The organism is Nocardia sp. NPDC059228 (genome assembly GCF_042754245.1).
In the GTDB taxonomy this organism is placed as follows: domain Bacteria; phylum Actinomycetota; class Actinomycetes; order Mycobacteriales; family Mycobacteriaceae; genus Nocardia.
Window position 1 is genome coordinate 67,096 of sequence record NZ_JBHZAL010000021.1, and the last position, 23,750, is coordinate 90,845.

At 68.6% G+C, this 23,750-nt stretch carries 26 protein-coding genes; 17 read left to right on the plus strand and 9 right to left on the minus strand.

Annotated elements, in window-relative coordinates; translation table 11 throughout:
• Window positions 1–1,197, minus strand: a complete 1,197-nt coding sequence (locus ACFXKA_RS27765; protein WP_354841349.1) for an AI-2E family transporter — start codon at window positions 1,195–1,197, stop codon at window positions 1–3.
• Between the two features lie 173 nt (window positions 1,198–1,370).
• Between ACFXKA_RS27765 and ACFXKA_RS27770 the strand changes: the two genes are divergently transcribed.
• The 3 genes from ACFXKA_RS27770 (at window position 1,371) to ACFXKA_RS27780 (ending at window position 4,500) form a co-directional block, all read left to right on the plus strand.
• Complete coding sequence (locus tag ACFXKA_RS27770) at window positions 1,371–2,888, plus strand: adenylate/guanylate cyclase domain-containing protein (RefSeq protein ID WP_379429576.1); 1,518 nt, start codon at window positions 1,371–1,373, stop codon at window positions 2,886–2,888.
• 4 nt (window positions 2,889–2,892) lie between these two features.
• The gene (locus ACFXKA_RS27775; RefSeq protein ID WP_379429527.1) at window positions 2,893–4,038 is read left to right on the plus strand and encodes a YbhN family protein; all 1,146 of its coding nucleotides are present in this window, start codon (window positions 2,893–2,895) and stop codon (window positions 4,036–4,038) included.
• Between the two features lie 78 nt (window positions 4,039–4,116).
• Entirely contained in the window at window positions 4,117–4,500 is a 384-nt protein-coding gene (locus ACFXKA_RS27780; protein WP_379429528.1) for a DUF3054 domain-containing protein, read from the plus strand.
• 22 nt (window positions 4,501–4,522) lie between these two features.
• Here the strand turns inward: ACFXKA_RS27780 and ACFXKA_RS27785 are convergent, their stop codons facing one another.
• Window positions 4,523–6,199 (minus strand): NTF2-like N-terminal transpeptidase domain-containing protein, encoded by a 1,677-nt coding sequence (locus ACFXKA_RS27785; RefSeq protein WP_379429529.1) that lies wholly within the window; start codon window positions 6,197–6,199, stop codon window positions 4,523–4,525.
• Between the two features lie 338 nt (window positions 6,200–6,537).
• Here ACFXKA_RS27785 and ACFXKA_RS27790 point away from each other — a divergent pair, with 338 nt between their 5' ends.
• From ACFXKA_RS27790 to ACFXKA_RS27810, 5 genes are all read left to right on the plus strand, one after another.
• Window positions 6,538–7,143, plus strand: a complete 606-nt coding sequence (locus ACFXKA_RS27790) for a hypothetical protein (protein WP_379429530.1) — start codon at window positions 6,538–6,540, stop codon at window positions 7,141–7,143.
• A 12-nt stretch (window positions 7,144–7,155) separates the two neighbouring features.
• Window positions 7,156–7,608, plus strand: a complete 453-nt coding sequence (gene aroQ / locus ACFXKA_RS27795) for a type II 3-dehydroquinate dehydratase (protein ID WP_379429531.1) — start codon at window positions 7,156–7,158, stop codon at window positions 7,606–7,608.
• A 237-nt stretch (window positions 7,609–7,845) separates the two neighbouring features.
• Window positions 7,846–8,772: an ABC transporter ATP-binding protein gene (locus ACFXKA_RS27800; protein WP_379429532.1), complete on the plus strand. Its 927-nt coding sequence runs from the start codon at window positions 7,846–7,848 to the stop codon at window positions 8,770–8,772.
• Window positions 8,769–9,620 carry an ABC transporter permease gene (locus ACFXKA_RS27805; RefSeq protein ID WP_379429533.1) on the plus strand — a complete coding sequence of 284 codons (852 nt, stop codon included), beginning with the start codon at window positions 8,769–8,771 and terminating at the stop codon, window positions 9,618–9,620. The genes ACFXKA_RS27800 and ACFXKA_RS27805 overlap by 4 nt, the downstream gene beginning before the upstream one ends.
• A gap of 25 nt (window positions 9,621–9,645) precedes the next feature.
• Window positions 9,646–9,849 (plus strand): helix-turn-helix transcriptional regulator, encoded by a 204-nt coding sequence (locus ACFXKA_RS27810; RefSeq protein WP_354841343.1) that lies wholly within the window; start codon window positions 9,646–9,648, stop codon window positions 9,847–9,849.
• A gap of 12 nt (window positions 9,850–9,861) precedes the next feature.
• Here the strand turns inward: ACFXKA_RS27810 and ACFXKA_RS27815 are convergent, their stop codons facing one another.
• Window positions 9,862–10,743, minus strand: a complete 882-nt coding sequence (locus ACFXKA_RS27815; RefSeq protein WP_354841157.1) for an NAD(P)-binding domain-containing protein — start codon at window positions 10,741–10,743, stop codon at window positions 9,862–9,864.
• Between the two features lie 138 nt (window positions 10,744–10,881).
• Here ACFXKA_RS27815 and ACFXKA_RS27820 point away from each other — a divergent pair, with 138 nt between their 5' ends.
• Window positions 10,882–11,238 carry a helix-turn-helix domain-containing protein gene (locus ACFXKA_RS27820; protein ID WP_354841155.1) on the plus strand — a complete coding sequence of 119 codons (357 nt, stop codon included), beginning with the start codon at window positions 10,882–10,884 and terminating at the stop codon, window positions 11,236–11,238.
• On the opposite strand, the gene ACFXKA_RS27825 is transcribed toward ACFXKA_RS27820, so the two are convergent.
• Entirely contained in the window at window positions 11,235–12,350 is a 1,116-nt protein-coding gene (locus tag ACFXKA_RS27825; RefSeq protein WP_379429534.1) for a glycerate kinase, read from the minus strand. The two genes, ACFXKA_RS27820 and ACFXKA_RS27825, sit on opposite strands and share 4 nt — an antisense overlap.
• Before the next feature lie 98 nt (window positions 12,351–12,448).
• On the opposite strand from ACFXKA_RS27825, the gene ACFXKA_RS27830 reads away from it, so the two are divergent.
• The gene (locus ACFXKA_RS27830) at window positions 12,449–12,772 is read left to right on the plus strand and encodes a GNAT family N-acetyltransferase (RefSeq protein WP_379429535.1); all 324 of its coding nucleotides are present in this window, start codon (window positions 12,449–12,451) and stop codon (window positions 12,770–12,772) included.
• Between the two features lie 32 nt (window positions 12,773–12,804).
• On the opposite strand, the gene ACFXKA_RS27835 is transcribed toward ACFXKA_RS27830, so the two are convergent.
• Window positions 12,805–13,566: a lysophospholipid acyltransferase family protein gene (locus ACFXKA_RS27835; protein ID WP_379429536.1), complete on the minus strand. Its 762-nt coding sequence runs from the start codon at window positions 13,564–13,566 to the stop codon at window positions 12,805–12,807.
• 125 nt (window positions 13,567–13,691) lie between these two features.
• On the opposite strand from ACFXKA_RS27835, the gene ACFXKA_RS27840 reads away from it, so the two are divergent.
• Genes ACFXKA_RS27840 through ACFXKA_RS27850 form a run of 3 tightly spaced genes read left to right on the plus strand, consistent with a single transcriptional unit; the run spans window position 13,692 to window position 15,568 of the window.
• A complete protein-coding gene (locus ACFXKA_RS27840; protein WP_354841144.1) occupies window positions 13,692–14,306 on the plus strand; it encodes a YqgE/AlgH family protein in 615 nt (204 codons plus the stop codon).
• 42 nt (window positions 14,307–14,348) lie between these two features.
• A complete protein-coding gene (locus ACFXKA_RS27845; RefSeq protein WP_354841142.1) occupies window positions 14,349–14,855 on the plus strand; it encodes a sigma-70 family RNA polymerase sigma factor in 507 nt (168 codons plus the stop codon).
• Window positions 14,852–15,568 carry a zf-HC2 domain-containing protein gene (locus tag ACFXKA_RS27850; RefSeq protein WP_354841139.1) on the plus strand — a complete coding sequence of 239 codons (717 nt, stop codon included), beginning with the start codon at window positions 14,852–14,854 and terminating at the stop codon, window positions 15,566–15,568. The genes ACFXKA_RS27845 and ACFXKA_RS27850 overlap by 4 nt, the downstream gene beginning before the upstream one ends.
• A 51-nt stretch (window positions 15,569–15,619) precedes the next feature.
• Here ACFXKA_RS27850 and ACFXKA_RS27855 read toward each other — a convergent pair whose 3' ends face one another.
• The 3 genes from ACFXKA_RS27855 to ACFXKA_RS27865 all read right to left on the minus strand — a co-directional run bounded on the left by ACFXKA_RS27855 (window position 15,620) and on the right by ACFXKA_RS27865 (window position 17,969).
• A complete protein-coding gene (locus ACFXKA_RS27855) occupies window positions 15,620–16,390 on the minus strand; it encodes an ABC transporter permease (RefSeq protein WP_379429537.1) in 771 nt (256 codons plus the stop codon).
• A complete protein-coding gene (locus tag ACFXKA_RS27860) occupies window positions 16,378–17,346 on the minus strand; it encodes an ATP-binding cassette domain-containing protein (RefSeq protein ID WP_379429538.1) in 969 nt (322 codons plus the stop codon). The genes ACFXKA_RS27855 and ACFXKA_RS27860 overlap by 13 nt, the downstream gene beginning before the upstream one ends.
• A gap of 119 nt (window positions 17,347–17,465) precedes the next feature.
• Entirely contained in the window at window positions 17,466–17,969 is a 504-nt protein-coding gene (locus ACFXKA_RS27865) for an EXLDI protein (protein ID WP_356995968.1), read from the minus strand.
• A gap of 138 nt (window positions 17,970–18,107) precedes the next feature.
• On the opposite strand from ACFXKA_RS27865, the gene ACFXKA_RS27870 reads away from it, so the two are divergent.
• Genes ACFXKA_RS27870 through ACFXKA_RS27885 form a run of 4 tightly spaced genes read left to right on the plus strand, consistent with a single transcriptional unit; the run spans window position 18,108 to window position 22,742 of the window.
• Window positions 18,108–19,811, plus strand: coding sequence for a thiamine pyrophosphate-binding protein (locus ACFXKA_RS27870; RefSeq protein ID WP_379429539.1), 1,704 nt, complete (start codon window positions 18,108–18,110; stop codon window positions 19,809–19,811).
• 3 nt (window positions 19,812–19,814) lie between these two features.
• Window positions 19,815–20,492: an SRPBCC family protein gene (locus ACFXKA_RS27875; protein WP_354841125.1), complete on the plus strand. Its 678-nt coding sequence runs from the start codon at window positions 19,815–19,817 to the stop codon at window positions 20,490–20,492.
• 10 nt (window positions 20,493–20,502) lie between these two features.
• Entirely contained in the window at window positions 20,503–21,546 is a 1,044-nt protein-coding gene (locus tag ACFXKA_RS27880; protein WP_354841123.1) for a 3-oxoacyl-[acyl-carrier-protein] synthase III C-terminal domain-containing protein, read from the plus strand.
• Window positions 21,543–22,742: an aminotransferase class I/II-fold pyridoxal phosphate-dependent enzyme gene (locus tag ACFXKA_RS27885; RefSeq protein WP_379429540.1), complete on the plus strand. Its 1,200-nt coding sequence runs from the start codon at window positions 21,543–21,545 to the stop codon at window positions 22,740–22,742. The genes ACFXKA_RS27880 and ACFXKA_RS27885 overlap by 4 nt, the downstream gene beginning before the upstream one ends.
• On the opposite strand, the gene ACFXKA_RS27890 is transcribed toward ACFXKA_RS27885, so the two are convergent.
• A complete protein-coding gene (locus tag ACFXKA_RS27890; protein WP_354841117.1) occupies window positions 22,696–23,664 on the minus strand; it encodes a bile acid:sodium symporter family protein in 969 nt (322 codons plus the stop codon). The genes ACFXKA_RS27885 and ACFXKA_RS27890 overlap by 47 nt on opposite strands.
• Window positions 23,665–23,750 lie beyond the last annotated feature (86 nt).

Here is a 23,750-nt window from a genome sequence, read left to right on the forward strand (position 1 = left end):
TCAGTCCCCGGCGTCCCCACTGCCGCCCGCCGGCTTCGGGGGCGTCTCGTGATCGTCCTCGGCCACGGGTACCGGCACCTTGTAGCGGTCCGGGTCGGGGGTATCGGGTTCGGCGCTGAACATGGGTTTGCTCGGGTCGCCGGTGTGCAGGTCCTGGTAGAGCTCGTCGGGTGAGTCGGCCAGCAGCGAGCGCAGGGCGGTATTGAGCACCGCCACGAACGGCACCGCGAGCAGACCGCCCGCCAGACCCGCCAGCACCACGCCCGCCGCGATGGCGAGCACCACGGCCAGCGGATGGATACGGACCGCGCGGCCCATCAGCAGCGGTTGCAGCACATGGCCTTCCAGCTGCATGACCGCCACCGTGATGCCCAGCACGATGAGCGCGGTGACGATGCCCTTGGTCATGAGCGCGATGAAGACCGCCACCGAACCGGCGATGAACGAACCCACGATCGGGATGAACGCACCGATGAAGACCAGCGAGGCCAGCGGAAGCGCCAGCGGCACATTGAGAATGGCCAGGCCAGCGCCGATACCGATGGCGTCCACCGCCGCCACCATGACGGTGGCCCGGACGAAGCCGGTCAGCGTGCCGAAGCCCAGCCGCCCGGCCTGACGTACCTTCGCCCGGTGCCGGGCCGGGACGATGCGGGTCACGAACTCCCAGATCTGGTCGCCGCCGTAGAGGAAGAAGATGAGGATGAACAGGGTCAGGAACGTGCCGGTGAAGAATTCACCGATGACCGTGGCTGTGGTGAGCGCCCCGCTGGTCAGCGCGTCCTTGTTCGACTCGACGGTTTTGACGATGGTGTCGCCCGCATTGCGGATCTGGTCGTTGCTCAGATGCAGCGGACCGTTGATCAGCCAGTCCTGCACCTGGTGCACGGAGGTCTTGAACTCGTCCGTCAGCTGCGGCACACCCGAGACGAACTGCTCGACGACGAAGGTCATGATTCCGGCGAGCAGACCGAGCGCCCCCACCAGCGCCACGAATACCCCGATCGCCCGCGGCACCCCGAACCGCTGCATCCAATTGACCAGCGGCGCCATCAGGGCCGCGCCCAGCAGCGCGATGGAAATCGGAATGGTGACCGTCGAGAGCCGCCGCGCCAGATAAGCCACCGCGAGCACCGCCGCGAAGATGATCAGCAACCGCCAGCACCACTCGGCGGTCTGCCGCACGATGGGATGCACCGCCTCCGCGTCGCGCCGGCGCACCCCGCCGGATTCGCTCGATCTGCCGGACCCTGCCTGCACCTCGCTCACGAGGCCGAGCCTAACGGCCGAAACCTCCGCGGGCATGTACCGGCGATCTAAACGCTAGATTGGTGATCGTGTCAGCGCCCCTGGAAGCGGTCAAACAGACCATGCATACCCGCTGGCCGCTGTACTTGGCTTCGATGCTGGCGGCCAACGCCTTCGGCGCTGTCCTGGTGTGGGCCTTCATCCAGTACGGGCTGCCGGTTCCGGAGGGCGGGACCAGCGCGACCCGGCAGACCGGGCTGCTGATCCCGGGCCTGGTCTTCGTGATCGGCGGGCTCCTGAGCGTGACCGCGTCGGCGCTCATGCTGCGGCCGGTCATGCGGTGGCAGATGCGCGGCGGGCCGCCGTCGCGGCAGGAGCAGATGGCGGCGCTGCACGCCCCGCTGCGGCAGGCCATCGTGCATCTGGTGCTGTGGCTGGTCGGCGGTGGCGTGCTGGCCTCGGTCATCATCGTGCGGACCCCCGAGCTGGCCGCGGCGGTGATCGTGACCGAATGTATGGCCGCCACCATCGTTTTCGGCTTCACCTACATGCTGGGCGAGCGGATCCTGCGGCCGGTCGCGGCCGAGGCGCTGACCACGGGGGCCTTCGACCACACCCTGACCGCGGGCGTCGGCACCCGGATGGCCATGACCTGGGGCATGGGCACGTTCGCGCCGACGATTGCCATCGTGCTGCTGTGCGTCACCCAGATTTCTTCTCGCGTCCAGTTTTCCGCGCAGTCGCTGGCGGTGTCGATTCTGCTGTTGTGCGGTGTCGTGATCATGCAGGCGCTGGCGCTTTCCATGCTCACCGGCTCTTCCATTTCCGATCCGATTCGCCAGCTCAGCCAGGCCATCGACCGCGTGCAGGAGGGTGCGCGGGATGTGCAGGTGGAAGTTTTCGACGGTTCGGAGATCGGGCTGCTGCAGGTTGGCTTCAACCGAATGATGGGTGAGGCCGCCAAACGCCGGGAACTGCAGGAATTGTTCGGTCAGCATGTCGGTGAGGACGTGGCGCGCCGGGCGCTCGAGTACGGCACCGAACTCGGTGGTGAAACCCGATTCGTGGCGGTGCTGTTCGTGGATATGGTCGGTTCGACCGCGACCGCAGCGGAACGCCCGCCGACCGAAGTGGTCAGTCTGCTCAACGAGTTCTTCCGCGTGGTGGTGGATGTCATCGACCGCAACCACGGGCTCATCAACAAATTCATGGGCGATGCCGCACTGGCCATCTTCGGCGCCCCGCTGGACCGCCCCGACGCACCGACCGCGGCCCTCGCCGCGGCCCGTGAACTGCGCGAAGCCCTGCGCGAGGTCGCCGGGCTGGATATCGGCATCGGCGTCTCCGCGGGGCTGGCGGTGGCCGGGAATATCGGTGGCGCAAATCGTTTCGAATACACCGTGATCGGTGATCCGGTGAACGAGGCGTCGCGCCTGACCGAACTCGCCAAGGACCGCCCGGAACGCGTCCTGACCTCGTCGAGCGCACTGTTTTTCGCCGATGAGAACGAGCAGCGGCATTGGCAGACCGGCGAAGAGGTGCAACTGCGCGGGCGCCGCCGGAAAACCCGGCTGGCCTGGCCGCGGGAAAGCGCCGACCCGGCTGATGCAGACGAGGCCGCGGCGAGTTCGTTAGGCTGACGGCGTGACGGCCCATGGTGAGCTGGCCGGCGATCCTGCGCCGCCCGCGGATGACACGCACCGTGGCAGGTTCTGGTGGGCCAAATGGGTTCTCGGCGCCGCGCTGGCGGCGTTGCTGATTTCCGAAGGCATATATCTATATCCGCGCCTGCACGAATCCTGGAAGAACCTCACCGAAATCCACTGGGGATGGGTCGCCGCCTGCATCGTCATGGCGGCGTTTTCCATGAGCGGCTTCGGTCGAATCCAGAAACAGCTGCTGCACGCCGGCGGCGTCGAGGTGAGCCAGCGGAAGTCGGTGTCGGTGGTGTACGGCTCCACCGGCATGTCGCTGACGCTGCCCGCGGGCCAGGTGTTCTCGGCCGCCTTCACCTACCGGCAGACCCGGCGCTGGGGCGCCAGCCCGATCGTGGCGTCCTGGCAGCTGGTGATGTCGGGCGTGATCGCGGCGGCCGGGCTGACGCTGCTGGGTCTGTTCGGCGCGGTGCTGTCCGGGGACCGGGTCGGCCCCGGCAAGGTGATCCTGACGCTGGGCACCGTCGCCCTGCTGATCTGGACCTTCAACTACGTCTCCCGCCACCCCGGCGGGGTGCAGGCGCTGGCGCAGCGAATCCTGCACCTGGTCAATCGGATTCGGCGCAAGCCCGCCGACGCCGGCATGGAGAAGGTGGCCGAGATCCTGACCCAGCTGGAGTCGGTGGATCTGGGCAAACGGGATGGCGCGTGGGTGGTGGTCTGGGCGCTCGTGCACCGGTTCGCCGATGTGGCCTGTCTGGGTTTCGCCTGCTACGCGGTGGGCGCGGATCCGCACTGGGCCGGGCTCATGCTGGCCTTCGCGGCCGGAAAGGCCGTGGGCACCATCCCTTTGGCGCCGGGCGGCATCGTCTATGTGGACGCCACCCTCATCTATTCGCTGACGGCGGCGGCCGGGCTGCCGGCCGCGCAGGCCGTGGCGGCGGCGTTCCTCTACCGGCTGATCAGCTTCATCCTGGTGGCGATCGTCGGCTGGATCGTCTTCCTCTTCCTGTACCGCAAGCCGCAGGCCGACGACGCCGAGCTCGAGAAGGAATTCGAGGAGCGCGGCAATTCGCTGGTCACCGACCGGCGCCGGCCCAATCCGCCGGCCGATCCGGACGCGGCGCCGGCCTGACCGACCCCCTTCGCGCGACCGGCCAGGGTGGAGTGTCCCTGCACAGGCGCTCCCGGGACGCCCGATACCCTGTGCCGCGTGAAGAAACTCGTGCCCCTCGCCGTCGATGTCGCCCTCGTGGTCGTGTTCTGTGCGATCGGGCGGCGCAGTCACGACGAGGCGATCGGCGCGGGTCTGCTGCGCACCGTCTGGCCGTTCGGCACGGGGTTGCTGGTGGGCTGGGTGATCGCGCTGGTGGTGGCGACGGGCCGGGAAGGTGTGAGCGCGGCACAACGTTTCGACGGCCGCGCGGTGTGGCCGACCGGTGTGATCGTGTGGCTGAGCACCCTGGTCGGCGGCATGCTGCTACGTGCTGTATCCGGTCAGGGCCTCGCGGTCAGCTTCTTCCTGGTGGCCGCGACCTTCCTGGCCCTGTTCCTGATCGGCTGGCGCGCCGCCCTGCGGGTGCTGCGCTCGCGTTGACGTCGCGGGTACTGCCCTCTCGCTAGTCGGGCGAGGCCAGCGACTGCAGCAGGCGCGCCGCCACCCGCGCGGTGAGATCCCCGCTGTCCGGATCGTCGATGTGGATGGCGAAGGCCAGGTCTCCCATGGTGGCGATGAGCCAGGCGTTGTTGCCGGTGGTGGCACCGTAGGCCTGCACATCGCGATACCTGTTGAGGCTGGCCATCTCCGGCGCACCGACTCCGTCGTGCAGCATGCCGCGCAGCCGGTCGGTGGCCTCGCTGGGCAGTGCGGCCAGGTCGGCCTCGGTGGTGGCGGGCTGGCCGATGGTGATCATCGGCTTGGGCACCTGGCCCTTGGCGATGGCGGCCGCCGCGATGGCCATGCCCCACGGGCTGGCCAGCAGCGAGTCGGCGGCATTGCCGCGGCCCACGTTCTCGGCGGCGTTCTTGCCGGTGGGCAGCCGGCCGGTGGTCTCGTCGAGGCCGGGCACCTTGAAGTCGATGCCGATGCCGAGCAGGCTGGCCGCGTCCGCCGCGTCGCCGACCGAGACATCCTGCGGCGCTTTGTGTTTGGTCACCGCGGCGACGTTCTTGAACAGCTCGATCATGCCGCCGACCGGGTACTGCCCGGTGAACGCGATATTGCCGTGCTCGCTGGCCTGACTGTTCTGCGCCACCGCGACCAGGGCGCCGCTGGAGGGCTGGATGGCCACGATGGAGGTGGGCGAGCCGGTGCTCACCGCGGCGTCCTCGGCGGCGCGCTGCAGGCGCTGGTCCATGGTCGCCGGAATGTCGGGTCCGGGCGGGCCCTGCTCGCCGGCCAGCTGGGTGACGAATTTGCCGTCGGGCTCGAACAATTGCACGCCCCAGCCGGAGTGCGCGTCGCGATCGTCCAGCCACACCTTGGTGAGCGCGTCGAGCATGGGCGACCAGACCCGGCGGTCCGCGGAGATGAGCTTGGGCTGCTTCAGCAGCACCACACCCGGAATCGGGGCCATGCGCGGCTCGAGGATGGCGAAGTCGCCGTCGCGCAGGTTGACCGCGACGAAGGGTTTGCCCTGGGAGGCCGCGAGCTGCTGCATCAGCGACGGTCCGTCGATGAGCGGCGCGACCGGGGCGATGGCTGCGGCCAGCGCGTTGGTGGACGCGACCGGGTCGGTGATCTTGGCCGGGTCCAGCTGGACCACATTGATGGTCTGCTCGGTCATGAGCGGCTGGCCGACGATGTCGTTCACCCGCGGTGAGGGAGTGGCGAAGGTGCGCACCAGCTTGGCGCTGCGCTTGGCGTCCAGCTGCGGCATGACCATGGCCGGATCCCACGAGATACGCCAGCCCACACTGAGTTTGCGCACGGTACCCTGCAGGTCGTATTTCCAGTCCCGCTTGTCGCCGAAGTTCCAGGCGCCGGTCATGGAGAAGAGTCCGGTCGTACCGTTCAGTCCGGTGAACTGGGTCACGTGGTAGTCGGGCTTGCCCGGGTCGAGTCCCTCGAAGACTTGCTTCAGCGTTGCCGAAGCACCCGCCGGGTAGGAGGTCAGCCGCGACGCCCCGTCATAGTCCTTCTTGTCGATCAGCGTGGTGAACCGTTCGACCACCGCCTCCGCACCCGTCGACCGCTCCCGAAAACCACATGACCCCATCGCGATCGCGACGGCTGCCACACCCGCGAGTGCGATCGCACCCCGTACCCGGAAGCGGCGGGATCCCCACACATCCATATCGCCCACTCTTCACTCTGGCCACATCAGCAACAGGTCCACGGTACCGCGCGGCGAACGCCCGCGGCTTCACCATCCCACCAGGCGCACTTGCATCGAGCACCACCATAGTGCCGAAATCGGTCAGCAGTGACCACTTACATGATCACCGGTCGGTTACATCCCCTGGCGTATTCGAGACTCGGCAGACCGGTCGGTTCTCACTGGTGACAGCGTTGCGGGCCGGCCTCGGCGCAGCCGCCGAAGATCGTTCTCCCAGAGCAGAACCCACTCCCACTGAAACGACGTAACGTTGTAATCAGCATTACAACTCCCTGCAGTAAGTGAGTGTGACCATCATGAGACACGGACATCGTGGACACGGTTTCGGGCGCACCGGCGGCTGGCAGCAGGCCGACCTTCCCGACGCCTCGGACGCTCCCGCCTGGTTCGCTGGAAGATTGCCATCCGACTGGTTCACCGGTCCAGCAACCCTCGAAGTCGATCGCGACGAAATCGTCGTCCTCGGCGAACTCCCCCTCCCCCCAGCCGAACCCGCCCCCGGCGACGACGCTCCCGCCGAGGACGCGGCACCGGCCGCCGTCCCGCAGGCCACCCGTGAGGGCATCATCGCCCGCTTCCGGGAGACCACCCGCCCCGCCCGCATGCAGATCGCCCAGGAGGCCCAGGCCCGCTACGGCCGCAATGTCGCCTGGGGCGTGCTGGTGGACGGCGAGCGAATCATGTTCACCCACCTGGCCGTTCCGGTCATGACCCGGTTGCGCCAGCCCGAGCGCAAGGTGCTCGACACCCTCGTCGACGCCGGCGTGGCCCGCTCCCGCTCCGACGCGCTGGCCTGGACGGTCAAGCTGGCCGGCAAGCACGCCGAGGAGTGGCTCGCGGAATTGCGCACGGCCATGCGCAAGGTCGACGACCTGCGCACGGAGGGACCGAGCGGCCTCTAATACAGTGGGCACATGGCTGCTTCCGGTCCGATCCTGGTGCTCAACGGCCCGAACCTGAACATGCTCGGCACCCGCCAGCCCGAGGTGTACGGGGCCGACACCCTCGACGACGTGGTCGAGCTGTGCCGCAAGACCGCGGCGCGGTTCGACCGGGAGATCGTGGCGTTCCAGTCCAATCATGAAGGCGCGCTGATCGACCGGATCCACGCCGCGCGCGGGGTGGAGGCGGGCATCGTCATCAATCCGGGCGGGTTCACCCACACCTCGGTGGCGCTGCGCGACGCGCTGGTGATTCCGGAGGTGCCGATCGTGGAGGTGCACATCAGCAATGTGCATGCCCGCGAGGAGTTCCGGCACCACTCCTACATCTCCCCCATCGCCACCGCGGTGATCGCGGGGATGGGCATCCAGGGTTACGCCGCGGCGATCGAATTCTTGATCCGCCGCTCCCCCGCCTCCCTGTAGCTTCAGCGCACGGCCGAGAGTTCACCGTTGGGCACGCGTGCCGGCGGTTGGGAGCCGAACCGAGTCTGGACGTACCCGGCGAGTTACCCGCATCTCACGAAATCGGTTGTCGCGTCGCGAAAGAGGGCCCGGCTCGCTGCGAGCCGGGCCCTTCTTCGTGGACGATAAATAGCTTGTCCCCTGCAAAATATAGTAGATATGCTACATCCGATCCGGCTTCTACTACGGAGGGGTGATATGTCGGTCGGTGAGGGCGTCGTACTCGACGTCGAGAACCTGCGGATGCGCTACGGCACCCGCGATGTCCTGCAGGACGTCAGCTTCCAGGCCCACCGCGGCGAGGTGCTGACGTTGCTCGGCCCGAACGGCGCGGGCAAGACCACCACCATCGAGATCCTGGAGGGCTTCCGCATGCGCTCGGCGGGCCGGGTCGAGGTGCTCGGCGCGGATCCGGCGCACGGCGACGAGGCCTGGCGGGCCCGGCTGGGCGTGGTACTGCAGTCCTGGCGCGATCACGGCAAGTGGCGGGTGCGGGAGCTGCTGGACTACCTGGGCATGTGCTACGCGCCCTACACCACGGCCGACATCCAACGGCCCTGGGACACAGACGAACTCATCGCCGCGGTGGGCCTCACCGAGCACGCGGACGCCAAGGTGATGACCCTCTCCGGCGGCCAGCGCCGCCGCCTCGACGTGGCCATCGGCATTGTCGGCCGTCCGGAACTGCTGTTCCTGGACGAGCCGACCGCGGGTTTCGATCCGCAGGCCCGCCGCGAATTCCACGACCTGGTGCACCGGCTCGCCGACGACGACCACACCACCATCCTGCTCACCACCCACGACCTGGACGAGGCGGAGAAGCTGGCCGACCGCATCCTCATCCTGGCCGGCGGGCGCATCATCGCCGACGGGTCGGCCGATCAGCTCTCGCGGCGCATCGCCGGTGAGGCCGAGGTGAAATGGACCCGGGACGGGCAGCGCTTCGTGCACACCACCACCGAGTCCACCAAGTTCGTCTACGAGCTGTTCCAGCAGTTCGGCGAGTCGGTCGAGGAGCTGGAGGTGCGGCGCGCCTCGCTCGAGGACACCTACATGACCCTGGTGCAGCGCTTCGAATCCGGCCAGGGCGATACCGAACTGCGGAGCCTGGAGGAGGTCCGATGAATCCGACCATCGTCGCGGTGCGGGCCGGTTTCCGGCGCGGCCGCATCGAGCTGATCCAGACCCTCACCAATGGGATGGACATCTTCTCGCAGTTCTTCTGGCCCGTGGCCACCATGATCGCGGTGTTCTTCATGCGCCACGGCGACTTCCAGGGCAGCGGCGTCGGCCTGGGCGCGCTGGCGCTGCCCAGCGTGCTCGGCATGCTCGTGGCGTTCACCGGCATGTTCGGCGTGGCCCAGGGCCTGGCCATGGATCGCGAGGACGGAACCCTGCTGCGTGCCAAGGCGACCCCCAACGGCATGCTGGGCTACCTGATCGGCAAGATCGTCGCGGTCTCCGGCGTCACCGTGGTCCAGGTGGCGCTGATTCTCGGGTTCGGGCTGCTCACCATCGGCGGGGTGAGCCTGGACAGCGTCGGCGCCTGGGCCACGCTGATCGGCATCCTGGTGCTCGGCCTGCTGGCCTGTCTGCCGCTGGGCGCGATCGTGGGCTCGGCGTTCGACAGCCCGCGCAGCATCGGCTTCATCTCGTTCCCCATCATGGGTCTGGTGGCGATCTCCGGAATCTTCTATCCCCTCACCGGCCTTCCGGGCTGGCTGCAGGCCATTGCCCAGGCGTTCCCCATCTACTGGATGGGCCTGGGCATGCGTTCGGCCATGCTGCCCGACGGCGCGGCCATGGTGGAGCTGACGCACTCGTGGCGGCACCCGGAAACCGTGGCGGTGCTGGGCGCCTGGGCGGTGGCGGGCATCCTGATCGCGCCGATCGTGTTGCGCCGCATGGCCCGTCGCGAATCCGGGGCCGCGGTGGCGGCCCGTCGCGAGAGGGCCATGGCGCGTGCCTACTAGCGAGGTCATCTACAACCGGATCGCGATGCTGCGCGCCGAGCGCGGCATCTCGCGCCGGCAGCTGGCCGAGGCGCTGGGCGTGCACTACCAGACCGTCGGCTATCTGGAACGCGGCGAATACAGCCCGAGCCTGCATCTGGCGCTGCGGCTCGCGCAGTACTTCGAGGTGCCGGTGGAGATCATCTTCTCCACCGCGCCCTTCCCTCGCATCGGCTCCGAGACCGCCTGATTCCCGTGTGGCTCAGGCGTTCTCGGAGACCGCGCCCATGAGTTCGAAGGTCGATACCGCCCGCCCCGCCGCCGCGCTGGCGGCGACGGCCCGGCGCCAGAACGCCTGCGCCGTGTGCGAGAGGGTGGCGTCGACGCCGACCTCCGCACTGGCGTCGATGATGTGCTGCGCGCCCGCGTCCATCATGCGCAGTCCGGCCACGTCGGCCCAGCCGCCGTTCTGGTTCTCCACCGAGAACTGCTCCATGAAGTACGGGAAGGCGGCGTTGGAGCGCACCGCGAACGGCACGAACTGCGCGATGTCGTGGCCGGAGCGCGCGATCATGGCCGTGGCCTGGTCGAAGGCCAGCAGCCAGGGATGGAAGATGGTGAGCAGGCCCTGGTAGAAGACCTGCGCCAGACCGTCATCCGGGCCCAGGTACTCCTGCGGGCTCAGCGGGCGCAGCAGTTCGGCGTGCGCGTCGAAGACCGCACGCGGGCCGCTGTAGAAGATGTAGGACGCCGGGTGTTCGATATTGTCGCCCGCCGACATCACACCGCCGGAAAGGAATTCGGCGCCGCGCTGCCGCAACCACGCCGCACCCCGGCGGGCCTGCTCGGGCGAATCCGAGGAGAGATTGGCGATCACCTTGCCGCGCAGGTGATCCGCGGCCGGACCGAGCACGTCGTACATGGCGGCGTAGTGGGTGAGGCTGAGCACGGCCACCGCGTTGGCATCGAGCGCCTCGGCGACGGTGGCCGCCCGCCGGGCCCCGAGCTCGACCATGGCGTCGGCCTTCTCGGGACTGCGGTTCCAGACCGTGACCTCGACTCCGGCCTTCAGGAACGCTGCGACCATGGCCCGCCCCATCGGGCCCAGACCGATGACGGTGACGGATCGACGCAGATCAGACATGGTGTATACCCTTCGATTTCGGCTGTTCGGGACTGGCGCGCCGGAATCGATGGTGGCCGGGATCGGTAGCCTCGGGAAGACCGCACCTGCGCGTGGGGTTGCTTACCCCAAGGTTCGAAATCTGGTCAGGAGGGCACGATGAGTACCGGCGGTGACGCGGATCACGAGGTGTGCGGCATGTCCGTGGCCATCGAGGCGGTCGGCGGCAAATGGAAGATGCACCTGATGTGGGTGCTGGCCGAGGGACCGCAGCGGTTCGGGCAGATCCGGCGGCTGCTGACCGGTGTCAGCGAGAAGGTGCTCGCGGAGAACCTGCGGCAGCTGGAGGCCAGCGGCATCGTGCACCGCGAGATCTACCCGGAAGTGCCGCCGCGCGTGGAATATTCGCTTACCGAGCTGGGCTGGGAACTCAGCGCGGCGCTGCGGCCGCTGGAGGAGTGGGGCGACCGCAATCGGAACCGGATTCCCGGCCGCGCGCTCACCCCGGCCGGCTAGGACTCCGCGATCCGCTCCCCGATCCGTTCCAGCAGGGCGGCGGCATTCGCCATGCTGCGGGCCGGGTCGGGCTCCAACTCGGACAACGCGTAGGCGGTGGCGAATCCGGCCTCCCGCACCTGCTCCGCGGTGAGCAGCACCCGGCCCGCCACCGCGACCACCGGGACGCCCGCCGCCAGCGCCGCGCGACAGACCCCGATCGGGGCCTTGCCGGACAGGCTCTGGGTGTCCAGCGAGCCTTCCCCGGTGACGACCAGATCCGCGTCCGCCAGCCGGGCCCGGAAATCGATCAGGTCGAGAACGAGCTCGATGCCCGAGCGCATCCGCGCGCCCAGCGCCGCCAGCGCCCCGAAACCGGTACCGCCCGCTGCGCCCGCACCCGGTTTGTCGGCCCATTCCGGGCCCAGCACGGCGGCCCAATTCTTCAGTGCCGCTTCGAGAGTGGCGACCTGCCCGGGATCCGCGCCCTTCTGCGGCGCGTAGATCGCGGCCGCGCCGTCCGCGCCGAGCAGCGGATTGTCCACATCGCTGGCCAGCGTCACCGTCGCATCGGCCAGCCCGGGGTGCAGATCGTCGCGATCCACCCGCACCGCGCGCGCGAGTGCCGCTCCGCCGCAGGGCAATTCGTTCCCGTCGGCGTCGAGGATGCGCAGTCCGAGCGCCTGCAGCAGGCCCGCCCCGCCGTCGGTCGAGGCGCTCCCGCCCAGCCCGAGCACGATGTCGCGCGCTCCCCGATCGAGCGCGTCCCCGATCACATCGCCCACCCCGTAGGTGCTGGCGTGCAGCGGATCGGGCTGTCCGCCGGGAAGTTTCGCGAGTCCGCTGACCGCGGCCAACTCCACCACGGCCACCCGCCCGCGGACCGCGTACGAGGTGGTCACCGGCGCGAGCGTCGGCCCGTAACTCTCGACCTCCACCCGCTCCCAGCCGGCCGCGACGAAGGCGTCGACCGTCCCGTCCCCGCCGTCGGCGACGGGTGTCCGCCGCACCGCGGCGCCGCGGGCGGCGCGGGTGATCCCCACGGCCAGCGCGTCCGCCACCAGGGTGGCGCTCAGGGAGCCCTTGAACTTGTCCGGGGCCAGCAGCACCCGGCGCGGGGGTGGGTTCGTCATCCCTACATTTTGATCTCCGATGTGGGAAGCGACACGCCGGACGCCACCGTTCGGCCAAAGGGACAAATAGCCGTCACGGGAGAACTAACGTCGCACCCATGTCGAGTGAGTCGGTCGAGGTCCGCAAGAACGCCACGCTGGATCGGTTCGAGTTGTTCGTCGACGGATACCTCGCCGGGGTCGCGGCCTATCAGGACACCGCCAACGAGCGGGCCTTCGTGCACACCGAGGTCTACCCGCAGTTCGAGGGCCTGGGGTACGGGCGCAAGCTCGTGCAGGGCGCGCTGGACCAGACCCGCGACGACGGGTTCGGGATTCTGCCGCTGTGCCCGATGGTGCACCACTTCGTCGAATCCCGGCCCGAGTACCTGGCTTTGGTGCCGCAGTGGTCGCGGGAAAGGCTCGGCCTGCCCCAGCGGTGACCGCCGGCAGTACTCCTCGACGGCACCGCCGATCAGTACGCCTTGACCGCACCGTCCAGCGCGTTCTGCAGTTCTTCGCGCACCACCCGCGTGATCTCGGCGGGTTTGGTGGGCAGCTCCGCCACCGGCATGCCGAAGTAGAAGCTGGCCGAGCGCGCCTCCTCCTTGGTGGGTTCCACCCTGGGATCCAGCCGCGGGCCGTAACTCAGACCCAGGCTCACCAGCACCGGTTCCGCCCCGAGCTTCCTGGCCCGGAAGGCGATGTGCCCGATGCCGGTTCCGACCGTCTGCACCTGGGTGGGGTCCACGTCGTTGCAGGTGCCCTCCGGGAACACCGCCACCCCGTCACCGCGCGCCATGCGCTCGGCGCAGATGTCGATCATGCGCTGCCCGGCCGCGTTCACCGCGCGCAGGCCGTGGTCCTTGCCCCGGAAGACCGGGATGCCGCCCATCATGTCGATGCGCTCGCGCAGCTTGGTCTCGGTGAACAGCTCGTCCTTGGCCAGCACCCGGGTGTGCCCGATGACCGGCCGCAGCGCGCTGCGCCAGGCCGCGGCGGCCACGGTGTACGGATCCAGCTGGGAGAGGTGGTTCACCGCGATGAGCAGCGGTCGCCGCTGGGAGATGAACTCCCGCAGCCGCTCCCGGGCCCCGGCCGCGTAGGTCACCCGGGGGTGATAGCGACGACCCAGCAGCCAGTAGGCCGCCCGCGCCTTCAGCAGGTTCTGCTGGTGGTCACGATAGAAGTCGTAGACCGCGTCGCTGTTCTCGAGGACGACTTCGGGGCGTTCCATAGCGCCCACCCTAGCTACGAACCGCAAGGTATGCCGGACATGTTTTCCGCGGCTCACAGCGGCACAAACGAGTAAGCAGCAAATTATGCAACGCAATTGGTCTGTCGCAGTGCGATGATGACTGAGTGGCACGCGCAGAGGAACACGGTGATCGTTCTCGACGCGAATTCCGGCATGAGGACCAGGTGGTTCGACCAGGGACCCTGCTGGTGTCCGCGACCGATCTGACCGAGCCGTCGTTCCGGCGGTCGGTGGTCTACATCCTCGAACACAATGACGGCGGCACCTGGGGCGTGGTCCTCAACAAGCCCAGTGACACCGCCCTGCACGACGTGCTCCCCAACTGGTCGGAGCTGGCCGCCGGCCCGCGTGCGCTCTACATCGGGGGCCCGGTGAAACGCGATGCGGCGCTGTGCCTGGCCACCATCAAGGTGGGGGCGTCCATCGCCGGGCTGTCCGGCGTGCGCCGGGTGGACGGCCGGGTGGCCCTGGTGGACCTGGATTCCGATCCGGACCGCATCGAGGGTCTGGTGGAGGGCATCCGGGTCTTCGCGGGCTACGCCGGCTGGACCTTCGGGCAGCTGGAAGGCGAACTGGATCGCGGCGATTGGATCGTGCTGTCCGCCCTGCCCTCCGACCCGCTGGCGGGCCGCGTCGACCTCTGGGCCCACGTCCTGCGCCGCCAGCCGCTGCCGCTGTCCCTGCTGGCCACCCATCCCATCGAGCTCGAACGCAACTGAACCGCCCGGACATCTGTGTCGTGATCGATGCGGAGGTGAGCGATGCCGGAGGACCAGGCGGCCCTGCTCCGCGCGCTGTACGACGAGCACGCGGCAGCGCTGTGGCGGTACACCTACGGGTTGGTCGGGGATCCGGGCCGGGCCGAGGACATCGTGCAGGAGACCCTGCTGCGCGCCTGGCAACGGCCCAATGTGCTGGACCAGTCCACCAGTTCGGCGCGGGCGTGGCTGTTCACGGTCGCCCGTAATCTGGCCGTGGACGAGCATCGCAGCGCCCGCAGCCGGCGCGAATTCCGCACCGATCACCCGCCGGAGGTACCCGAACCGGACAAGACGGATCGGGCGCTGGACGGGTGGCTGGTGGCGGATGCGCTGGCGCGGCTGAGCATCGATCACCGTGACGTAATCGTCCGTGCCTACTACCGGGGCCTGTCCACGCATCAGATCGCGGAGGAACTGGAGATCCCGGAGGGCACGGTCAAGTCCCGGATGCACTACGGCATGCGGGCATTGCGATTGGTGTTGCAGGAAATGGGGGTGACGAGATGACCGAGGGCCATGAACTGTGCAATGGCTACACCACCTGGGACGGCGCGTATGTGCTCGGCGCTCTCGCCCGGGACGACCGCCGCGAGTACGAGGAGCATCTGACCGGATGTGAGTCCTGCCGCGCGGCCGTGTCGAAACTGGCCGGTCTGCCCGGCCTGCTGGCCATGGTGGACGCCGAGACCGCGTTGTCGATTGCGGCGCAGGACGATCCGCCCTCCACCGTGCCGCCGCCGCCCGAGCGGTTGCTGCCGATCCTCGCGGCGCGGACCGCCAAACGGCGGCGCCGGGGGCGATGGGAAGCGATCGGCGGAGCAGTGGCGGCGGCGGCCGCGGCGGTGACCATCGCGATTCCGGTGACCGCCACCGTGGCCCACCACGAGGGCCCGTCCTTCGTGCAGCAGGTGGTGGCGCAGGGTCCGCTGAAGCCGCAGACCGACACCCCGATCCTGGCCACCTTCAAAGTGATGTCGATCAACGGCCAGACCCGGGTGGACATGTGGTGCCAGTACCCGCCCTCGGACGAGGAGTACGTGTGGACGCTGTCGCTGTGGGTGACCCGCAACGACGGCGTGCAGTCCAAGCTCGCCGAGTGGACGGTCAAGCCGGGCCAGACGCTGACTCCGGACGGCACCACCTCGGTGTCGCCGGAACAGTTGAAGACGGTCGAGATTCGCAACGGATCCGGGAAAATCCTGCTGGCAGCGGGTATCTGACCACGCGCGAACGGCGCGCCCCGCGTGGGAGCGCGCCGTCCGGCACCGTGACTACCGGGTCTTGCGCCGGAAGGTCGCGGTGGACCAGAAGTATCCGAACACACCGATCGCCACGCACCAGCTGATGGCCAGGATGCCGTTGTGACCGATCGGCCCGCCCATCAGCAGCCCGCGCAGGGTCTCGGTGATCGGGGTGAAGGGCTGATACTCGGCGAACTGCTTGACACCGGCCGGCATGGTGTCGGTCGGCACCAGGCCGCTGCCCAGGAAGGGCAGGAACAGAATCGGCATGGGCATATTGGACGCGCTCTCCGGGCTCTGGGCGATCAGGCCGAAGCCGACGCCGAGCCAGTTCAGCGCGAAGACGGTCAGGCCGATGAGTCCGAGGGCCGCCAGCCATTCCACCACGCCGGCGTGCGGCCGGAAGCCGATGGCCACGGCCATCAGCGTCATGGCGACCACGCCCAGCATGCCCTGGATCAGGGTGCCGACCACTTGCCCGGTGAGCACCGAGGCGTGCGAGAAGTGCATGGTGCGAAAGCGATTGATGATGCCCTTGGTCATATCGGTGGCCATGCCGACCGCGACGCCCGCGACCATGTACGCCGGGATGATGAGCATCATGCCGGGCGTCAGGTAGTCGATGTACCGGCCGCCGGTGGCCGATTTCAGCGCACCGCCGAACACGTAGTTGAACAGCAGCAGCAGGAACACCGGCATGATGATCAGGGAGAAGGTCATGCCCGGATACCGCTTGGCGTGCACCAGGTTCCTGCGCAGCATGGTCTTCGAGTCGGCGAACGAAGCGGTCAGCGTGACCATTGGGAGGTCTCCTTCTCCGGAGCGTGGCCGCCGGTGAGGGCCAGGAAGACGTCGTCGAGGTCGGGGGTGTGCACGGACAGGCCCGCGGGTTCCACCCGGGCCGCGTCGAGGCGATCGATCACCTCGCGGACCGAGCGCACCGCGCCGTCGCTCGGAACAGCCAGCGTGAGGTCACCGTTGACCTGCGCGGCATCTCCGAAAAGCCGTGCGGCGGATTCGAATTCGGCCCGGTCGCCGAAGTCCAGGCGGATGTAGCCGCCGGGCACCATGCGCTTGAGCTGATCGGCGGTGCCCTGGGCGACCAGTTGCCCCTGGTGCAGCACGGCGATGCGGTCGGCCAGCTGGTCGGCCTCTTCCAGGTACTGGGTGGTGAGGAAGATGGTGACGCCCCGCGCGGTGAGGTCGCGGATGATGTCCCACATGCCGCGGCGGCTGCGCGGATCCAGGCCCACGGTGGGCTCGTCGAGGAAGATGATGCGCGGATCGCCGACCAGGGTCATGGCCAGGTCCAGACGGCGGGTCATGCCGCCGGAGTAGCTCGAGGCGATCTTGTCGGCTGCGTCCTCCAGATCGAAGGTGGCCAGCAGTTCCGCTGCCAGCCTGCGGCTTTCGGTGCGCGGCAGGTGGTGCAGGTCGCCCATGAGTACGAGGTTCTCGCGGCCGGTGAGCAGTTCGTCCACGGCCGAGAACTGGCCGGTGACCCCGATGATCGAGCGCACGCCGTCGGGCTGGGTGGCGGGATCGAAACCGCCGACGCTGATCTCGCCGCCATCGGCGCGTTTCAGGGTGGACAGGATCTCGACCGTGGTGGTCTTGCCCGCGCCATTGGGGCCGAGCAGCGAGAAGACGCTGCCCTCCGGGACGGTGAAGTCGATGCGGTCGAGCACGATGTGCTCACCGAAGGATTTGCAGAGGCCGGTGACCGCGATGGCTGCCGGTGCAGGGTCGTTGTACATCTCTCCCCTCTCATCAATAGATAGGCATGAATGCATACGTCATCCAGGCCGTGACCGCCGAGGCTTGCGATCAAAGTTGTTTCGGGTCAGCTATTCAGTTGTGCTACCGGGTTTTTCGATCAGATATCGAGGTCCTCGACCTGCGAGTGCTCGGTGGCGTCCACGACGCGGGCGTAGAGGCGATCGGGAATCTTGCCCTCCAGATCCTGGAGGGTGTCGTAGACCTCGAGGGTGAAATCGCCCCAATCCTGTTCGCCCAGGCCGAGGAAGCGACGCCACTGGCGCCAATTGGTGTCGGTCGGAAACTCCGACCAGTTGGAGAAGTGGCTGTGCACCGCATACGCGCCTTTGCGGGTGCGGTACACCCGGATGTCCTCGATGCGCTCATTGGCCATCTGGTGCCAGTGGGTGAGCAGGGCACCGGAGAACCGGACCTGCCGGGTGCCGTCCTTGCCCACCTTCAGGACCACCTCGTCGTAGCCCTGTTGCCGGCCCTCCTCGAGCTCGATGAAGCGCCGCAGTGCCGTCACGATCGCGCCCGACAGATTGCCCCCCACCAGCTCCTGCGCGCGCTGAAACAGCTTCAGGTCATCATCGGATACGTAAATCGTCTTGTTCGGCATGCACCAACTATACGTAGACGTATACATACACGGCAAGACCTGTGGCGAAACGCGGTGATTGAACCGCTGACGACCCGCATCCGTATCCCGATTGAAGGCACTCGGGCACCGGTGGCTGCCACCGGAAAGGACGCGCCCATGCGTAGCGGCACACGGGTCGCTGACCAGCTGGTCAGGGCGGTATCGGCGCTGGGCGTACGGCACCTGTTCGGCGTCGACGGAGCAAATATCGAAGACCTCTACGACGCGGCTTTCGAGCATCGGGATCTGCTCACCGCCGTGGTGGCCAAGCACGAGTTCGGCGCGGCCACCATGGCCGACGGGTACGCGCGTTCGACTTCCGGACTCGGTGTCGTGTGCGCGACCTCCGGCGGCGGCGCCGTGAACCTCGTCGCCGGGCTGGCCGAATCGTTCGCCTCCCGGGTGCCGGTGCTCGCACTGATCGGGCAGCCCCCGACCGTCCTGGAGGGCAAGGGCGCCTTCCAGGACACGAGTGGGCAGGCCGGCGCCTTCGACGCGGTCGCGCTCTACACGCCGATCTCGCACTACTGTGCTCGCGTCGAGGCCCCCGCCGACCTGCCCGCTCACCTCGCCCGCGCGGTCTCCGCCGCCCGCCGGGGCGGGCCCGCGGTGCTGTTGCTGCCCAAGGACATCCAGCAGGCCGACCTGGTCGCCCCGGATTTCGTGCCGCCCGCGCGCCCCTACCGCCGCGACATCGAGAATCTGTGCCGGGTGCTGGACACCGTGCGCGGCGCCCGGGCGGTCGGCAAGATCGTGATCATCGCCGGGGACCAGGTGGCCCGCGACGACGCCCGCGGCGAGCTGGCCGCCTTCGCCGCCGCCGTGGACGCCGTCGTCGGGGTCGCGCCCGACGCCAAGGACGTCTACCACCACGCGGACCCCGGCTGCTGCGGCGTCGCGGGCAGTATGGGCAATCCCGAACTGCTCGACGCCCTGCGCGGCGCGGAGCTGTGCCTGCTGATCGGCACCCGCATGCCGGTCACCGCCCGCGCCGGGATGGAGGACGCGCTCGCGGCGGTACCGCTGGCCAGCATCGGCGCGCTGCCGCCGTTCCTGCCCGCCGGGCACGCGCACAGCAACGACCTGGCCGAGACCCTCGCCGAACTGATCGGCGAATTGGATTCCGGCGACGGCGAACCCGGGGCGCGGGTCATCCCGCCGCGCCCGCACCCGTCCGGCGAGCCCACCCTGACCCCGCTGCCCGTGCCACCCTCCGACGGTCCCGGGCTGCGCTATCGCGAGGTGGTGGACACCATCAACGACGCACTGCCCGCGGGTTCGGACGTCTTCGCCGACGCCGGCAATACCGGTGCGGCCGTGGTGCACCACCTGCGGCTGCCGCGGCACGGGCGCTTCACGGTGGCGCTCGGCATGGGCGGCATGGGCTATGCCTTCGGGGCCGGGATCGGCTCGGCCTTCGCCCGGCACCGCCATCCGGACGGCGGGCAGCGGCGCACCTACGTGATCGCGGGCGACGGAGCATTCTTCATGCACGGCATGGAGATTCACACCGCGGTCGAACACCGGCTGCCGATCACCTTCATCATCCTCAACAACAACGCGCACGCCATGTGCGTCACGCGCGAGCAGCTGTACTACGGGGATCGCTACAGCTTCAACAGGTTTCGTCCCGCGTATCCGGGCGCGGGGATGGCCGCCATGTTCCCGGATCTGTGCACCCACGCACCGGAGAACCGGGCCGGGCTCGCCGCGGCACTGCGGCACTGCGCCGACCGCCCGGGACCGTCGTTCGTCGCGATCGACTGCGATCCCGACGAAATCCCGCCGTTCACACCGTTCCTGACGCCACCCAGGAGGTAACCCGTGACCACCAGCGCCCTGCCCGCCCTCAGTGACATTCCGGAAGCCGTCCTGCCCGGCCTGCTGCGCATCGAGAACTCCGATCGTGAGGCCACCACCCCGATCATCCTGGACATGCTGCGATCGGTGTATCCGCACGACCAGATCTTCGGCGACTTCTGCCCGGTCCAGGGGTTCATCGCGGCCCCGCCGCGGGAGCTGTACGAGTACCTCGCCGATACCCGGTGCCTGGAGGAATGGACCTACAGCCTGCGCGGATTCACCGAGACCGAGGAGCCCGGGCTGTGGGTGTCGCACGATCGGCTCGGCGACAGCACCAAGATCTACACCCGCACCGTCGCCAATCCCGACGCCATGACGGTGGACTACCACTGCGCCTGGGACCAGAGCGACCACCTGTGGATGGTCTACCTGATGCGGGTGGTCGACGCCCAGGTGGTGTTCGACAAGCCCGGTTCGGTGGTGCTGTGGACGAACTGCCATCACCCGTTCTATGACCGGAACCCCTACCAGGACACCGCGCCGGACAAGCGCAAGGTGTGGGTGGGCGACTTCTGGGAGATGTTCTCCGCCGGGCACCAATTGGAGCTCGACAACCTCAGGGCCATCGCGGAATACCGCGCCTCGCACGGGCTGCCCATCAAGCCCGACTGGATGCTGAATCCCTCGGAAGAGAAGTGAGCTGAGCGCCATGGACTTCACCGACCCCGCCCTCCGGACGGCGCCGCCCGTCAGCCTCGTCGATGTCGCCGGTTACCTTCCCGGTGACCCGGTCGGCACCGAGTACTTCACCCAGTTCTCCCGCTCGGACCGGATGGCCAAGAACGTCATGTTCCGGGCCCCCAGGGGACGCCATCACATCGGCCGCGACGAGACCGCCGTGGACATGGTGGAGCGAGCCGTCGCACCCCTGATCGAACGCCATGGGGCACAGGAGATCTCGAATGTCGACATCCTGCTCACCCACACCCAGCTGCCCGACAATCCGGTGCTGGGCGCCGGGCCGGAGGTGGCGCGCCGGCTGAATATGAAGCCGCGCTGGGTGTTCGACATCCACAACGGCGGCTGCGCGGCCTTCGTCCACATGATGTGGATGGCCCGGATGATCCTGCAGACGACCGACGCGCACACCGCGCTCATCGCCTGCACCCAGAACTGCGCGGGCCCGGTGTTCACCCAGCCCGATATCCGCGGGCTCGCGCAGGCCCCCGTCCCCGGCGACGGGTGCGGGGTCGGGCTGCTCGTGAAGAACAGCTCCGCAACGATCCTCGACATCGAATGCCGCACCTATCCGGAGTTCGCGGGCGATATGGAGTTCAGCACCAACGGCGAACGCAAGTACTGGGAGCCCGGCGAGGGCCAGGGCTGCGTCACCTTCACCGAATCCAAGGTGGCCAAGGTGATGACGCGCGGCAACCGGCTGGTGCCCGAGGTGGCGCACGCGGTGTGCCGGCGCATCGGGGTGAAGTCCCGCGACATCGACACCTTCGTCACCAACCAGCCCAACCGGCTGTTCCTGCGCAACTGGAACGAGGCGATGGAACTGCCGCCCGAACGGCACCCGGACACCTTCGACAGCTGCGGAAACCTGTTCGCCGCGGGCATTCCCGTGACCCTGGATGCCGAGAACCGGGCCGGTCGGCTGCGCAACGGCTCGGTGGTGCTGATGGCGGCGTTCGCGCACGCCGGGGACTTCGCGGGGGCGGCGGCCGTCCGCTGGGGCGCGGCCCGATGACCCGCCCCGGTGCGGGCGAGCACAGGCGGCCCGTGGCGCGGATCGTGGCGCCGGTGTCCTGGCCGGCGGGATTGCGCGGTTCCGAGGTGGCGGGCTACCCCGCCACCGTCGACCCACACGGCGCGGACACCATCCGCTACGACCTGAGCCTGAGCGAAAATCCGTTTCCGCCACTGCCTTCGGTGGTCGCCGCCCTCGACGACTGCCTCGGCAGGGCGAACCGGTATCCGGAATTCCTGCCCCGGCGACTGCCGCGGCTGATCGCCGACCGCCTCGGCGTCTCGGCCGACCAGGTGGTGGTGGGTTCCGGCGCGACCGGGGTGGCCATGCAGATCATGCAGACCCTCCCCGGCGCCGGAACCGAATTCGTCTACGCCACACCGACCTTCGACGGCTACCCGATCATGGCGACCATGACCGGGCTGCGGCCGGTGCCGGTGCCGCTGGACGGCCACGGCCGGCAGGACCTGTGGGCCATGGCCCGCGCGGTGAACGAGCGCACCGGGCTGATCGCGGTGTGCCGTCCGCACAATCCGACCGGCACCGTGCTCCCGGCCAGCGAAGTGAAGGCGTTCCTGTGTTCGGTCCCGTCCCGGGTGCCGGTGATCCTGGACGAGGCGTACGTCGAATTCCTCGGTGCGAGCGACTCTCTCGACGCCGTCGAGCTGGTCGACCGGCACCCCAATGTGCTGGTGCTGCGCACCTTCTCCAAGGCCTACGGCCTGGCCGGGCTGCGCATCGGCTACGCGTTCGGCACGGCGGAACTGGTGCACCGGGTGCATCGGCTGCAACTGCCGTTCGGGGTGCCGGCCCTCGCGGTCGCCGCGGTGCGCGCGTCCTATGCCGCGGAAGCCGAACTGGGCGAACGGATTCTGCGCATCACCACCGAGCGCGAACTACTGCGCACCGAACTGCGGCGCGGCGGCATCCGGGTGCCGCGCAGCAGCGCCAACTTCCTGTACCTGCCGGGCCGCGATATCGCGCCCGCGCTGGCGCGGGCCGGGATCGTGGCCAAGCGCTACCCGGACGGCAGCGCCCGCATCGCGGTGGGCGATCCGGGTTCGGACCGGGCCGTGCTGCACGCGCTGGCCGCCCGGCCCTCGGCGGGCACCCGTTCGCTGCGGCGCGACGACAGCCGGCTGCTCTCGCTCACGGCGCGCTACGAGCCCACCGCTGCGCGAGGGCGGCACACGTGATCAGCTGAATCTGGTGGAACATCATGAGCGGCAACACGACCAGTCCCACCGAATGCCCCGCGAACAGCACCGTCGCCATGGGCAGCCCGGTGGCCAGGCTCTTCTTGGATCCGCAGAACACCACCACGATCCGGTCGGCGCGATCGAATCGCACCGCCTCGCCGAGGAATCCGGTCGCCACCAGCACGGTGGCCAGAATCGCGCAGCACACCACGGCCAGCAGCAGAATCCGCCACGGCGACATGGCATGCCAGATGCCCTCGACCATGCCCGCGCTGAAGGCGCTGTAGACCACCAGCAGGATGGATCCGCGATCCACCAGCTTGGTGGGTTCGGCGTAGCGGGCCAGGAAACCTTTGACCTTCGGCCGGATCAGCTGGCCCAGGAAGAACGGCACCAGTAGCTGCAGCACGATGTCCACCACCGCGGACGGGTCCACGCTCGCCTGCCCGGTGGTGTTCATCAGCAGGATCACGAGTGCGGGAGTCAGGAAGACGCCCAGCAGGTTCGACACCGTGGCGCTCACGATCGCGCCCGCCACATTGCCTTTGGCGATGGAGGTGAAGGCGATCGAGGACTGCACCGTGGACGGCACCAGGCACAGGAAGAGCACACCGGTGTAGAGATCGCTGGTCAGCACGTGCGGCACCAGCACCCGGGCGGCGAGACCGATCACGGGGAAGAGCACGAAGGTGCAGGCCAGTACGGTCAGGTGTAGTCGCCAGTGCTTGAGGCCCGCGATCGCCTCCTGCGGCGCCAGGCGCGCGCCGTAGAGGAGAAACAGAAATCCGATGGCGATCTTCGTCAGCCAGCTCACGACCTCGGCCGCCTCGCCCCGAGCCGGGAAGATACTGGCGAGGACGACCATCGCAAGGATCGACAGGATGAACCCGTCTATGGAGAACTTGCTGAGAAATCGCACCGAAACAGGCTAAACACCATGCTTCTTTGGGATAACACAGCACCCGCGCTGCCGCGATACTGGTGGTGATCGACAGTCACGACGAC

Coding starts and splice junctions, on each gene's coding strand:
- ACFXKA_RS27770 (WP_379429576.1), top strand. CDS start 1,371: ATGCATACCCGCTGGCCGCTGTACTTGGCTTCGATGCTGGCGGCCAAC.
- ACFXKA_RS27785 (WP_379429529.1), bottom strand. CDS start 6,199: ATGGATGTGTGGGGATCCCGCCGCTTCCGGGTACGGGGTGCGATCGCA.
- ACFXKA_RS27790 (WP_379429530.1), top strand. CDS start 6,538: ATGAGACACGGACATCGTGGACACGGTTTCGGGCGCACCGGCGGCTGG.
- aroQ (WP_379429531.1), top strand. CDS start 7,156: ATGGCTGCTTCCGGTCCGATCCTGGTGCTCAACGGCCCGAACCTGAAC.
- ACFXKA_RS27800 (WP_379429532.1), top strand. CDS start 7,846: ATGTCGGTCGGTGAGGGCGTCGTACTCGACGTCGAGAACCTGCGGATG.
- ACFXKA_RS27805 (WP_379429533.1), top strand. CDS start 8,769: ATGAATCCGACCATCGTCGCGGTGCGGGCCGGTTTCCGGCGCGGCCGC.
- ACFXKA_RS27810 (WP_354841343.1), top strand. CDS start 9,646: ATGCTGCGCGCCGAGCGCGGCATCTCGCGCCGGCAGCTGGCCGAGGCG.
- ACFXKA_RS27815 (WP_354841157.1), bottom strand. CDS start 10,743: ATGTCTGATCTGCGTCGATCCGTCACCGTCATCGGTCTGGGCCCGATG.
- ACFXKA_RS27820 (WP_354841155.1), top strand. CDS start 10,882: ATGAGTACCGGCGGTGACGCGGATCACGAGGTGTGCGGCATGTCCGTG.
- ACFXKA_RS27825 (WP_379429534.1), bottom strand. CDS start 12,350: ATGACGAACCCACCCCCGCGCCGGGTGCTGCTGGCCCCGGACAAGTTC.
- ACFXKA_RS27830 (WP_379429535.1), top strand. CDS start 12,449: ATGTCGAGTGAGTCGGTCGAGGTCCGCAAGAACGCCACGCTGGATCGG.
- ACFXKA_RS27835 (WP_379429536.1), bottom strand. CDS start 13,566: ATGGAACGCCCCGAAGTCGTCCTCGAGAACAGCGACGCGGTCTACGAC.
- ACFXKA_RS27845 (WP_354841142.1), top strand. CDS start 14,349: ATGCCGGAGGACCAGGCGGCCCTGCTCCGCGCGCTGTACGACGAGCAC.
- ACFXKA_RS27850 (WP_354841139.1), top strand. CDS start 14,852: ATGACCGAGGGCCATGAACTGTGCAATGGCTACACCACCTGGGACGGC.
- ACFXKA_RS27855 (WP_379429537.1), bottom strand. CDS start 16,390: ATGGTCACGCTGACCGCTTCGTTCGCCGACTCGAAGACCATGCTGCGC.
- ACFXKA_RS27860 (WP_379429538.1), bottom strand. CDS start 17,346: ATGTACAACGACCCTGCACCGGCAGCCATCGCGGTCACCGGCCTCTGC.
- ACFXKA_RS27865 (WP_356995968.1), bottom strand. CDS start 17,969: ATGCCGAACAAGACGATTTACGTATCCGATGATGACCTGAAGCTGTTT.
- ACFXKA_RS27870 (WP_379429539.1), top strand. CDS start 18,108: ATGCGTAGCGGCACACGGGTCGCTGACCAGCTGGTCAGGGCGGTATCG.
- ACFXKA_RS27880 (WP_354841123.1), top strand. CDS start 20,503: ATGGACTTCACCGACCCCGCCCTCCGGACGGCGCCGCCCGTCAGCCTC.
- ACFXKA_RS27885 (WP_379429540.1), top strand. CDS start 21,543: ATGACCCGCCCCGGTGCGGGCGAGCACAGGCGGCCCGTGGCGCGGATC.